At 60.8% G+C, this 12413-nt stretch carries 12 protein-coding genes; 5 read left to right on the top strand and 7 right to left on the bottom strand.

All coding sequences use genetic code 11. The annotated features are described in order from the left end of the window. Positions 1-124 precede the first annotated feature (124 nt). The 7 genes from nikR to RTE01_RS13105 form a co-directional block, all read right to left on the bottom strand. Positions 125-541 (bottom strand): nickel-responsive transcriptional regulator NikR, encoded by a 417-nt coding sequence (nikR, locus tag RTE01_RS13075; RefSeq protein ID WP_076946200.1) that lies wholly within the window; start codon positions 539-541, stop codon positions 125-127. After that, positions 529-1320 carry a nickel import ATP-binding protein NikE gene (nikE, locus tag RTE01_RS13080; RefSeq protein WP_141335076.1) on the bottom strand — a complete coding sequence of 264 codons (792 nt, stop codon included), beginning with the start codon at positions 1318-1320 and terminating at the stop codon, positions 529-531. Before nikE ends, nikR begins: the two co-directional genes overlap by 13 nt. Further along, positions 1317-2081, bottom strand: coding sequence for a nickel import ATP-binding protein NikD (gene nikD, locus RTE01_RS13085; RefSeq protein WP_134528065.1), 765 nt, complete (start codon positions 2079-2081; stop codon positions 1317-1319). Before nikD ends, nikE begins: the two co-directional genes overlap by 4 nt. Next, a complete protein-coding gene (gene nikC, locus RTE01_RS13090) occupies positions 2081-2914 on the bottom strand; it encodes a nickel ABC transporter permease subunit NikC (RefSeq protein WP_141335078.1) in 834 nt (277 codons plus the stop codon). Before nikC ends, nikD begins: the two co-directional genes overlap by 1 nt. Next, complete coding sequence (gene nikB, locus RTE01_RS13095) at positions 2911-3855, bottom strand: nickel ABC transporter permease subunit NikB (protein ID WP_141335080.1); 945 nt, start codon at positions 3853-3855, stop codon at positions 2911-2913. Before nikB ends, nikC begins: the two co-directional genes overlap by 4 nt. Then, on the bottom strand, positions 3855-5429 hold the full coding sequence (gene nikA, locus RTE01_RS13100; RefSeq protein WP_141335092.1) for a nickel ABC transporter substrate-binding protein: 1575 nt from the start codon (positions 5427-5429) through the stop codon (positions 3855-3857). The genes nikB and nikA overlap by 1 nt, the downstream gene beginning before the upstream one ends. A gap of 105 nt (positions 5430-5534) precedes the next feature. Continuing rightward, a complete protein-coding gene (locus RTE01_RS13105; RefSeq protein ID WP_134528062.1) occupies positions 5535-6413 on the bottom strand; it encodes a LysR family transcriptional regulator in 879 nt (292 codons plus the stop codon). 99 nt (positions 6414-6512) lie between these two features. Here RTE01_RS13105 and RTE01_RS13110 point away from each other — a divergent pair, with 99 nt between their 5' ends. From RTE01_RS13110 to arnD, 5 genes are all read left to right on the top strand, one after another. Next, the gene (locus RTE01_RS13110) at positions 6513-7016 is read left to right on the top strand and encodes a phenolic acid decarboxylase (protein ID WP_041143091.1); all 504 of its coding nucleotides are present in this window, start codon (positions 6513-6515) and stop codon (positions 7014-7016) included. A gap of 395 nt (positions 7017-7411) precedes the next feature. Continuing rightward, positions 7412-8551, top strand: a complete 1140-nt coding sequence (arnB, locus tag RTE01_RS13115) for a UDP-4-amino-4-deoxy-L-arabinose aminotransferase (RefSeq protein ID WP_041143090.1) — start codon at positions 7412-7414, stop codon at positions 8549-8551. Position 8552: 1 nt separating this feature from the next. Then, positions 8553-9536, top strand: a complete 984-nt coding sequence (arnC, locus tag RTE01_RS13120; protein WP_041143089.1) for an undecaprenyl-phosphate 4-deoxy-4-formamido-L-arabinose transferase — start codon at positions 8553-8555, stop codon at positions 9534-9536. Continuing rightward, positions 9533-11518 carry a bifunctional UDP-4-amino-4-deoxy-L-arabinose formyltransferase/UDP-glucuronic acid oxidase ArnA gene (gene arnA / locus RTE01_RS13125; RefSeq protein WP_134528059.1) on the top strand — a complete coding sequence of 662 codons (1986 nt, stop codon included), beginning with the start codon at positions 9533-9535 and terminating at the stop codon, positions 11516-11518. Before arnC ends, arnA begins: the two co-directional genes overlap by 4 nt. Further along, positions 11515-12408 carry a 4-deoxy-4-formamido-L-arabinose-phosphoundecaprenol deformylase gene (gene arnD / locus RTE01_RS13130; RefSeq protein WP_115191718.1) on the top strand — a complete coding sequence of 298 codons (894 nt, stop codon included), beginning with the start codon at positions 11515-11517 and terminating at the stop codon, positions 12406-12408. Before arnA ends, arnD begins: the two co-directional genes overlap by 4 nt. Positions 12409-12413: the final 5 nt, after the last annotated feature.

Below are 12413 nucleotides of genomic sequence, written 5' to 3' on the forward strand. Positions count from 1 at the left end.
AGGCGCCATTATTCACGAAAAGAGATAGTTAACCAGGTTGATAATTCAATATGTTTATCAACTGTTGATAAACGGCGGCGGTTTTGTTTACCGATCCGCCGTTGCGTTCCCGCCGAACGCGAGGCTAGGAGTGGGCGTGCTCCTCTTCCGCGGTCAGGCAGTGCAAATGCCCGTGACGCACGCCGCGCTGGGCAATCACCTCATCGGCGAAGTGCTGCACTTCGCCCATTTCCCCTTTCAGTACCGCAATCTCGAGGCAGTCATCGTGGCTGATGTGCACATGCAGCGTGGCGACGGAGAGATCGTGATGATGGTGCTGGGTGGCAATCAGCCGGCTCGCCAGCTCGCGCTTCTCGTGCTCGTACACGTAGGAGAGCACCGCGTAGCCGCGCTGTTCGCTCTTTTGCGCGTGTTCATGCATCAGGGTATTGCGCAAAATATCGCGCACCGCTTCCGAGCGGTTGTTATAGCCCCGCTGTTCGCTGAGCGCATCAAGGGTGGCGAGAAGCTCATCATCAAGGGTCAGGGTTACGCGCTGCATGGCTGTTTCTCTTTGGTCAGGGAGGCTGGAAAAGCGGGAAGTACCGCGCGCTGTAGCGCCCGACCCGCGGTGGACTGAAGACGCAGCGGTGAGCTTATCTCCGTCGTTTCAACAATTTGCCCGCTCTCCATCACCATCACCCGCTGGCAAAAGCGTTCCACCAGCCGCAGGTCATGGGTGATAAACAGGCAGGCGGTAGAAAACTGGACCTGCAGACGCTTGAGGAGGGCAACGATCTCCGCCTGCAGCACGAGATCCAGATTCGACACCGCCTCATCAAGGATCAGCAGCTGCGGCCGCACCACCAGCGCCCGGGCCAGGCACACGCGCTGGAGCTGGCCGCCGCTGAGCTGCAGCGGGCGCTTGTGGAGCAGGTCAGCGCAGAGATCGACCGCCTGCAGCATCGCCTTCACCTGCGCCGTGCGCTCATCGCGGGAGTAGCGGAACAGGTGGCGCAGCGGTTCGCTGATAATCTCCAGCACCGTTTTACGCGGATTCACCGCGCTCAGCGGGTCCTGAAAAACCAGCTGGATATCGCGGCGAAAGGTGCGCAGAGCCTCGTCCTTCAGGGCTGGGAGCGGGGTATCGCGCCAGGCGATAACGCCGCAATCGGGTGATTCCAGCCCCACCAGCATGCGCGCGAGGGTGCTTTTGCCGCAGCCGCTGCGCCCGAGCAGGGCCACCGTCTCCCCCGGCGCGATGCTGAGGTTGATCTGCTGCAGCACCGCCGGGTGATGCGGGTAATCGTGGCTGACGCCAGTGACGTTAAGTAAATTCACGCTCTGCTCTCCATTCCATACAGCGCCAGGTGCGCCGCCAGCAGCCGTCGGCTGACCGGATGCCGCGGGGCGCTGAACAGGGTTGCCACGTCGCAGCGCTCGACGATACGACCCTCGTCCATCACCGCGACCTCGTGCGCCAGCCGTGCCACCACGCCCATATCGTGCGTGATCAGCAGCAGGCCCTGGCCGCGGCTGGTGACGATCTCCTCCAGCAGGTCAAGAATGCGCGCCTGGGCGACGGCATCGAGGTCGGTGGTGGGCTCATCGGCAAAGATAAACGGCGCCTCGCTCAGCACGGCCAGGGCAATCATCATCCGCTGCAGCATGCCGCCGCTCATCTCGAAGGGGTAGCGCCTGAGCAGCTGGGTCGGGTTCTCCAGCCCCACCGCCTGCAGGGCGGCGATAAATGCCGACTCATCCGGCGGCCGGCCGACGGCGCGGCAGGTTTCCCTGGCGTGAGCCGCCATGGTGTGCAGCGGGTTAAAGGCGCTGCGAGGATTCTGCATGATGGTGGCGACGGTGGCGCCGCGTAGCTGCCTGCCGTGGACCGGTATTCCGTCGAGCAGGATGCGCCCGGCGCTCTGCCTGACACCGGGCGGCAGAACCTCAAGGGCCGCGGCGCAGGTCAGCGATTTTCCGCAGCCGCTGCTGCCGAGCAGCGCCAGCACCCGGCCGCGCCGGAGCGTCAGCGACAGATCGTGGACCAGCGGCCGCTCGGCGTGGAGGGTGAACTGCTCGAGTTCGATCTTCTGTGGCATCAGTGGCTATGCTCCGCGATCAGGTGAGGATCGAGACGATCGCGCAGCGCGTCGCCCACCAGGTTAAAGGCCATCACGCTGATAAACAGCGCCAGGCCCGGCCACAGCATCTGCAGCGGCTGGGTCCAGATATACTGGCGCGCGTCGTTAATCATCACTCCCCACTCGGCGGTTGGCGCGCTGACGCCGAGGCCAAGGAACGACATTCCGGCGACGTGCAGCATCATATGGCCGATATCGAGGGTGGCGAGCACCAGCAGCGACGGCACCACCGCCCCCGCCAGATGATCGACAAAAACGCGGACATGCCCCGCCCCGCAAAGCCGGGAGGCGAGCACAAACTCGCGCTGGCGTAGCGAAATCGTCAGGCTGCGCACCATCCGTGCGTACCATGCCCAGTGCGACAGGGCGATGGCGATAATCACGTTAGTCAGCCCGGTACCCAGTACGCCCACCATGAAAAACGACAGGATAGAGGTCGGGAAGGTCATAAACATATCGGCAACCCGCATGGTGAGCTGATCGACCCGGCCGCCCATCAGCCCGGCGCAGCCGCCGATGACCAGCCCCAGCGCCAGCACCAGCAGCAGGCAGGCCAGCACCGCGCCGAGAGAAACTCGCGTGGCGGCCAGCAGGCGGGAAAAAATATCGCGTCCCAGATGATCGGTTCCCAGCCAGTGCCGGGCGTCCGGCGAGAGCAGGCGTGACGGTAAATCAACGGCCTGCGGGTCGTAGGGCAGCCACCACTGGACGGTGAGGGCGATCAGCACCAGCAGGATAATGGCGATCAGCGCCAGGCGAACCGGCCAGCGGGCAGAAAGAAAAAGGTTCACGGGCGCGCTCCTTCATGGCGGCGAATACGCGGGTCCAGCGCGGCGTTGAGCAGGTCAACCGTCAGGTTGCAGAGCGCAAACACCACCACCATCACCAGCGTGAAGCACTGGATAACCGGGTAGTCGCGGTTAAAGATGGCCGACACCGCGTAGCGCCCGATGCCCGGCCAGGCAAAGATATTTTCGATAATCATCGTGCCGCCAATCAGCTCGGCAATATGCATCCCGATAGCGGTCACCACGGGCAGCGAGGCGTTGCGCAGGATATGGCGTCGTTCGGTTTGCCTGTCGCTCAGCCCGCGCAGCCGCGCCCAGGTGACGTGGCGCTGGCCGGCAACCTCCAGCATGCTGGCGCGCAGCAGGCGGGCGTTAATGGCCAGCGACATCAGGGCTATCGACGCTGCGGGCAGAATAAGGTGTCGCCAGCCGCCGTAGCCCAGCGCCGGCAGCCACTGCAAATAGACCGAAAAAAGCATCACCAGCAGGAAGGCGAGCCAGAAGTTGGGCATCGAAACGCCGAGAAAGGCGATCGCCCGCACGATGAAATCCGCCGGGCGGTCGCGATGGCGGGCGGCCCAAATCCCCAGCGGCACGGAGGTCAGCAGGATAATAACCAGCGCCGCGCCCGCCAGTTGCAGCGTGGCGGGCAGGAAGTGCATCACGTCGTCGAGCACCGGCCGCTGGGTGGCGAAGGAGAGGCCAAAATCGAGATGCAGCGCCTTCCACAGCCAGCTGGCGTACTGGGCGACGAGCGGCTGATCAAGTCCGAGCATCGCGCGGGTGGAGGCCACCATCTCCGGCGTCGGCGGAAGATTTGACAGGCGCAGATAGTCCAGCGCCGGGTCGCCGGTGCCAAGACGCAGCATGAGAAAGATAATGACCGAGGCGGCGAGAATCATCGGTATCAGCAGCAGGATGCGCCGCAGTACGTAGCGCCGCATCAGGGTTGCTCCGGCCGGATCTGTTCGAACGGAATCTCAGCGGCGATGGCAGCGTAGGGGATCGTACCGAGCTCGGGTTTTGCCACCACCATCATCGAGACGTAGCTGATGGGCAGATAGACCGCATCGTTGTGCAGGCGGGTCAGGATGTCGCGATACAGCGCCTGGCGCTGGGTTTCGTCGGTGGTCGTCAGCACCTTGCCAATCTGCTGGTCGATAAGCGCCTTATCGGCTAACCCCTGCTGGGCCTGATAGTCGGCGTGAGAGGGGACGCGCATTGAGCTCATAAAGGCGTGTGGATCGTACGGCGCGCCCCAGGTACGGTTAAAAATCATGCCGAAGCGCCCGTCGCGCTGGCGGGCATAAATGCTGCTCTCTTCTTCGCCGTTCAGCACGACATCGACGCCAACCTGGCGCATATCGGCCTGCATAATTTCCGCCATGGATTTGCTCAGAGCGTCGGTGCCGATAAACGACATCTCGATGCGCAGCGGCTGGCCATTTTTCTGGCGGATATGCTCGCCCGCGGGCTTCAGCCAGCCGGCGTTCTCCAGCAGGGCGTTAGCCTGCTGCGGATCGTAGCGGCGCGGGGTCAGTCCGATATTGGCATAGGGGACCGAAGGGGCGAACAGCGTATCGGCGACCTGCTGGGTGCCGTACAGCGCGTTGTCGATCAGCGACTTTTTGTTGACCGCATAGTTGAGCGCTTCCCGCACCGCCAGCTCATTGGTGGGCGCTTTGGCAGAGTTAAGCGCCAGCATCACCGTTTCGACGGGCTGAGAAAGCTGGGTGCGCCAGGCCGGGTTGTGGCTGAAACGCGCGAAGGTATCCAGCGGCAGCAGGCCCTCGTTGCCGTAGAGCAGATCGATATCGCCGGTTTCAAAGGCGACGGCGCGGGTCATCGGGTCCGGGATCACCTTCACGGTCACCTGGTCAATCGCCGGTTTTTCGCCCCAGTAGCGTGGGTTACGCGCCAGCACGTCAAACTGGTTGAGCTTCGTGGTTTTCAGCACCCATGGCCCGGTGCCGATGGGCGCCTTAATGCCGTGAACGGTGCCGCCGTCAACAAACTGTGACGGGGCGATAAAGCGGAACGGACGCGGCAGCGCCAGCTCCTGCAGAAAAGGGTAGTAGGCGCTTTTCAGGGTAATTTGCAGCTGGGTATCGCTCAGCGCCCTGACATCGCTAATCTGATTGGTCAGCTCGAGCCAGGCGTGGCGCTGCCTGTTCGCCAGCACCGCCTGAAAATTGGCTACCGCCGCCTGGGCGTTAAACGGCTCGCCGTTAGAGAACTGCACGTCACTGCGCAGGGTAAACAGCCAGACCTTGCCGTCCGCGGAATGGGTCCAGCGGCTCGCCAGCCACGGCTTGACCGAGCCATCCTGCTGATATTTGACCAGCGGCTCGTAGACCATGCTTTGGGCGAACATCTGGTTGGGCGTATAGAGGTGGGGATTCAGGGGGCCGACGTTTACCGGCCAGGCGGTGACTAATTCACGCGCGGCGGCGCCGGTTAGCAGAGGCAGACAGAGGCAAACCGCCGTCAGAAGGGGGCGGAAGAGGGTGCGGAGGATCGACAAGGCGTTAATCTCAGTGAGCAGAAAAGTATGATGATTTTAATAATTCATCATACTTTAGGAGTAACTCAGATCAATCAATGGCCCGATAGTATAAGAAAATCATATAGACGCGGTGCCATCAGGGTGCCTGAAGAGATCCAGCAGCGTGGCGAGCTGTTCATCAATGGGGGCGACATCGCGCTTAACGATCAGGTGCAGCGGGGTCGCGCGGCGGGCGCCGTGGCTCAGCGGCAGCGGCTTCAGCTCCCCCTGGGCGAGCTGTTGGCGAATGCGCTCTTCGGGTAGCCAGCCGAAACCGACCTGATACAGCACGGCGTCAATCGCGGCATCAATGGTGGAGAAGGTCCACGCGTCGCGGCCCGGCTGGCGCTCGTTGTGGCGATCGGCGATTTGCACCAGCGGCCAGCGGGCGAGGGCGCTATCGTCCAGCGGCCCGTCGAGGGCGACAAGCGGATGGTCCCGGTGGGCCACGGCGATAAAATCGATGTTCATCAGCCACTCGCCGCGGCCGGTAATATCCTGGCGGCGGGTGAGCACCATCACGTCAGCCTCGCTGTACGCCGCGCTCTCGTCGCCGACGTTTTCCAGCACCTCCGTTAGCCTGACCTGGGTTTGCGGGTAGCGCTGCTGGAACTGGCGCAGAATAGCAAACAGCCGCTGGCGAGGAAAAATGCTGTCGACCACCAGATCGAGCCTGCTGCGTGCGCCGTTGCGCAGCGCAACAGCGTGATTTTCAACGTAGTAAAAGGCCTGCAGCAGCGGCTTAACCTGGGCGAGCAGCAGCTCGCCCGCCGGCGTTAATACCGCGCGGCGTCCGGATGGCGTCAGCAGCGTCACCCCCAGCCTCTCCTGCAGCAGGGCGAGGTTGTAGCTGACCGACGACTGGCTGCGATGGGTCTCCTCCGCGGCCCTGGCGAAGCTGCCCAGGGCGATAACCTTCTCCAGCAGAGCCCATTGTTCGAGCGTTGTCTTGTGCATAACTCATCTAAAAAGTGGATGGATTCAATCCAAACATAGCGTTATTCATTCATTTTTTAAAGCAGTACGCTGGGTTCCAACAACAGAGGAGCAAGCACAATGAACGCTTTTGACAAACACGATTTGAGCGGTTTTATCGGCAAACATCTGGTTTATACCTACGATAACGGATGGAACTACGAAATTTACGTCAAAAATGGCCACACCCTCGACTACCGTATTCATAGCGGGATCGTCGGCAACCGGTGGGTGAAAGATCAGCAGGCCTTTATCGTACGAGTGGGCGCCAGCATCTATAAAATCTCGTGGACCGAACCAACCGGAACCGACGTCAGCCTGATCGTTAATCTCGGCGATCGGCTTTTTCACGGCACCATCTTCTTTCCGCGCTGGGTTATCAACGATCCGCAAAAAACCGTCTGCTTCCAGAATGAGCATATTCCGCTGATGGAGTCTTACCGCGCCGCCGGCCCGGCCTATCCGACGGAAGTGATTGATGAGTTTGCGACAATTACCTTTGTTCGCGACTGCGGCGCCAATAATGACGCTGTTATTAATTGCCCCGCTAATCAATTACCGGCTGATTTCCCTGCAAACTTGTAATATTCCGGAAATAATTTTGTGATCTACATTAGATTTTAGCGTTAGCAGCATAGCGTAAAGTTATATTTATTCTTTAACGGTTTAATGTTGGTTTACTTTACCACCCCCGTGCTCCTGGCCTGCCCTGGGACAGGAGCCGAATCCCGCTCTCAAAACAGCCACCGAAGTTAATAAACTTATTTATAAAACAACTGGTTGTATTGACGATTACCAACTATATTAATTTCTTAATATTATCCTAAGCAACCCCGTCTAAATTAAATAACGTCAAATACCCTGCAATGGAAATGTGGCATTGAAAGAATTTCATTTTCATTTTGTTTAAGTCCGCTGGCGCAGGATATTTTTTTCTACCGGCCTGAGTTGGATCGGGCCAAATACAGAGCAGGAAAATGATGAGCGAATTTTTGCCGTTTTCGCGCCCGTCTATGGGTGACGCAGAGCTGGCCGCGCTGCGTGAAGTTTTGCAATCAGGTTGGATCACCACCGGGCCGAAAAATCAGGCGCTGGAAGAGGCCTTCTGCACGCTGACCGGCAACCGTCACGCGGTGGCGGTCAGCTCGGCGACCGGCGGCATGCACGTGACGCTGATGGCGCTGGGCATCGGCGCCGGCGATGAGGTGATCACCCCTTCACAGACCTGGGTCTCGACCCTGAACATGATCTGCCTGCTGGGCGCGACGCCGGTGATGATCGACGTCGATCGCGATAACCTGATGATTACCGCTGACGCGGTCGAAGCGGCGATTACTCCCCGCACCAGGGCTATCGTTCCCGTGCATTACGCCGGCGCGCCGGCGGATATCGACGCGATTCGCGCCGTCGGCGAGCGCCACGGCATCGCGGTGATTGAAGATGCCGCCCACGCGGCGGGGACGTACTACAAGGGCCGCCACGTCGGCAGCCGCGGTACCGCAATCTTCTCCTTCCACGCCATTAAAAATATGACCTGCGCCGAAGGCGGGCTGGTCGTCACCGATGACGACGAGCTGGCTGCGCGTATCCGTAGCCTCAAGTTCCACGGCCTTGGCGTTGACGCTTACGATCGTCAGACCCTCGGGCGCGCCCCGCAGGCGGAGGTGATCTCCCCGGGCTTCAAGTACAACCTCGCCGACATCAACGCCGCGCTGGCGCTGGTGCAGCTGGATAAGCTGGCGCACGCCAACCAGCGTCGCGCCGACATCGCCCGCCGCTATCTGAGCGAGCTGGCGGATACCCCGTTCGCGCCGCTGCAGGTGCCGAGCTGGGAGCACCAGCACGCCTGGCACCTGTTTATCATTCGCGTCGATGAGGCCCTCTGCGGCATTAATCGCGATGCCTTAATGGAGCAGCTGAAAGCCATGGGGATCGGCACCGGCCTGCATTTCCGCGCGGCGCATACGCAAAAATATTACCGCGAGCGCTTCCCGACGCTGTCATTGCCGAACACGGAATGGAACAGCGCGCGCATTTGTTCACTCCCGCTGTTCCCGGATATGACCGATGACGACGTCACTCGCGTTATCTCCGCTCTGCACCAGCTGTCAGGACGTTAATATGTTTACTTACCCTCCCGTGAAGAAGGTCTCGGTGGTCATCCCTGTGTATAACGAGCAGGAGAGTTTGCCAGAGCTCATTCGCCGCACGGATACCGCCTGCGCCACCCTTGGGCGCGAATATGAAATTCTGCTGGTCGACGACGGCAGCAGCGATGACTCCGCCCTCATGCTGACGGCGGCGGCCGAAGCCGAAGGCAGCCACGTCGTGGCGGTGCTGCTGAACCGTAACTACGGCCAGCACTCGGCGATCATGGCGGGCTTTAGCCACGTCACCGGCGATCTGATTATTACCCTCGATGCCGACCTGCAAAACCCGCCGGAGGAGATCCCGCGGCTGGTCGAGAAAGCGGACGAGGGCTATGACGTGGTCGGAACCGTACGTCAGAACCGCCAGGACACCTTCTTCCGCAAAGCCGCGTCGAAGACCATCAACCGCCTGATCCAGCGCACCACCGGTAAAGCGATGGGCGACTACGGCTGCATGCTGCGGGCCTATCGCCGTCATATCATCGACGCGATGCTCAACTGCCACGAGCGCAGTACGTTTATCCCGATCCTCGCGAACACCTTTGCCCGCCGGGCGGTGGAGATCCCGGTGATGCACGCCGAGCGTGAGTTCGGCGACTCCAAATACAGCTTTATGCGCCTGATTAACCTGATGTACGACCTGGTGACCTGCCTGACCACCACGCCGCTGCGTCTGCTCAGCGTTTTCGGCAGCGTGATCGCCCTGCTGGGCTTCACCTTCTCGATCCTGCTGATCGTCCTGCGCCTGGTACTGGGTCCGCAGTGGGCGGCCGAAGGGGTGTTCGTGCTCTTTGCCGTGTTGTTTATGTTTATCGGCGCCCAGTTTGTCGGCATGGGCCTGCTTGGGGAGTATATCGGGCGCATCTATAACGATGTTCGCGCTCGCCCCCGCTACTTTATTCAACGTGTTGTTCGTCAGCCGGAAACGGCATCTCAAGAGGAAGATCGTTCATGAAAGCCGTAGTCTTCGCTTATCACGATATGGGTTGTGCAGGTATTCAGTCCCTGCTGGACGCCGGGTATGACATCGCCGCTATTTTCACCCATCCGGATAACCCCGGCGAAAACCATTTCTTTGGTTCGGTGGCGCGTCTCGCTGCGGAACAGGGTATCCCGGTATGGGCGCCAGAAGATGTGAATCACCCGCTGTGGATTGAACGTATCCGCGAAATGAAGCCGGACGTGCTGTTCTCCTTCTACTACCGCAATCTGCTGGGCGATGAGATCCTCAATCTTGCGCCGCAGGGCGCCTTTAACCTGCACGGCTCCCTGCTGCCGAAATATCGCGGCCGCGCGCCGCTGAACTGGGTGCTGGTCAACGGAGAGAGCGAAACGGGCGTTACCCTGCATCGCATGATCGGCCGCGCCGATGCCGGCGATATTGTCGCCCAGCAGTCGGTGGCCATTGGGGCCGATGACGTGGCGCTGACCCTGCACCGCAGGCTGTGCACGGCGGCGTCCGAGCTGCTGGGCCAGGCGCTGCCGGCGATCCGCGAAGGTAACATTGCCACGCGCGCCCAGGATGAGAGCCAGGCGACCTACGTTGGCCGCCGCACGCCGGAAGATGGCCGCCTTGACTGGGAGCAGCCCGCGCAGGTCCTGCATAACCTGGTCCGCGCCGTCTCCGATCCGTGGCCGGGCGCATTTGGCTACACCGGCGCCAACAAATTTATCGTCTGGAAATCTCGTGTCCGTCGCGATCTGCCGGCAGCGAAGCCGGGGACGGTGCTCTCCACCGCGCCGCTGGTGGTCGCCTGCCAGGACGGAGCGCTGGAAATCGTCACCGGTCAGACCGATCGCGGCGTCTATATTCAGGGCACGCAGCTGGCGCAGGCCCTGGGCCTGGTCTCCGGCGCGGTGCTGAGCAGCAAACCGGTCGTGGCAATTAAGCGCCGCACCCGCGTACTGATCCTCGGCGTTAACGGGTTTATCGGCAACCATCTGACCGAGCGCCTGCTGCAGGACGATAATTACGAAATCTACGGGCTGGATATCGGTTCTGATGCCATCAGCCGCTTCCTCGAGAATCCGCGCTTCCACTTCGTCGAAGGGGATATCAGCATTCACTCGGAATGGATTGAGTATCACATCAAGAAATGCGACGTGGTGCTGCCGCTGGTGGCGATCGCTACGCCTATCGAATACACCCGTAACCCGCTGCGCGTGTTCGAGCTGGACTTCGAAGAGAACCTGAAGATTATCCGCGACTGCGTCAAGTACGATAAGCGCATTATCTTCCCGTCGACCTCTGAAGTGTACGGCATGTGCACCGATAAAAACTTCGATGAAGACAGCTCGAACCTGGTGGTGGGGCCAATCAACAAGCAGCGCTGGATCTATTCCGTGTCGAAGCAGCTGCTCGACCGCGTTATCTGGGCCTACGGCGACAAAGCCGCGCTGCGCTTCACCCTGTTCCGTCCGTTTAACTGGATGGGACCGCGTCTGGATAACCTCAACGCCGCGCGTATCGGCAGCTCCCGCGCCATTACCCAGCTGATCCTCAACCTGGTTGAAGGCTCGCCGATTAAGCTTATCGAAGGCGGCAAGCAGAAGCGCTGCTTCACCGATATCAGCGACGGTATTGAAGCGCTGTTCCGCATTATCGAGAACAAAGACGGCCGCTGCGACGGGCAGATTATCAACATCGGTAACCCGGACAACGAAGCCAGTATTAAAGAGCTGGCCGAGATGCTGCTGGATTGCTTCGAGCGCCATCCGCTGCGCGGCAACTTCCCGCCGTTCGCCGGTTTCCGCGATGTTGAAAGCAGCGACTACTACGGTAAAGGTTATCAGGACGTCGAGCACCGCAAGCCGAGCATCCGCAACGCGAAGCGCTGCCTGAGCTGGACGCCGACGGTACCGATGGAAGAGACCGTCGAGCATACCCTCGACTTCTTCCTGCGCACCGTTGAGCTGGCGGATGATAAGACATCATGAAACAGGTCGGCTTACGCATAGATGTTGATACCTTTCGCGGCACGCGGGACGGGGTTCCGCGGCTGCTGACCCTTCTGGGCCAGCACGGGATTCAGGCGAGCTTCTTTTTTAGCGTTGGGCCGGACAATATGGGGCGCCATTTATGGCGCCTGATAAAACCTAAGTTTTTGTGGAAGATGCTGCGCTCAAAGGCGGCCTCGCTGTACGGCTGGGATATCCTGCTGGCCGGTACCGCCTGGCCCGGACGGCGCATCGGCGCGGGTAATGAAGAGGTGCTGCGCGCGACGGCACAGGCCCATGAGGTGGGCCTGCACGCCTGGGATCACTACAGCTGGCAGGCATGGAGCGGCGTCTGGCCGCAGGAGCGCCTGACCCTGGAGGTTGAGCGCGGGCTGCTGGAGCTGGAGCGGATTATTGGCCGCCCGGTTACCTGCTCCGCCGTCGCCGGCTGGCGCGCCGACCAGCGGGTTATCAAAGCCAAAGAGTCCTTCGATTTTCTCTACAACAGCGACTGCCGCGGCAGCCGCCCCTTCCGGCCGCAGCTCGGCAACGAGATGCTGGGTACCGTGCAGATCCCGGTAACGCTTCCCACCTGGGATGAGGTGGTCGGCAGCGCGGTGGATACCGGCGGCTTTAACCGCTATCTGCTGGACTGCATTCATCGCGACGCGGGCGTCCCGGTCTATACCATTCATGCCGAAGTGGAAGGGATTGCGTTTGCGCAGCAGTTTGATGAGCTGCTGACCATGGCGGCGCAGGAAGAGATCCAGTTTTGTCCGCTGAGCCAGCTGCTGCCCGCTGATTTTAGCGAGCTGCCGGCGGGTAAGGTGGTCCGCGGTGAACTGGCCGGCCGGGAAGGCTGGCTTGGGCGTGAACAATTATTGAGTTAGGACGT

Source organism: Klebsiella terrigena (assembly GCF_006539725.1).
GTDB lineage: Bacteria > Pseudomonadota > Gammaproteobacteria > Enterobacterales > Enterobacteriaceae > Klebsiella > Klebsiella terrigena.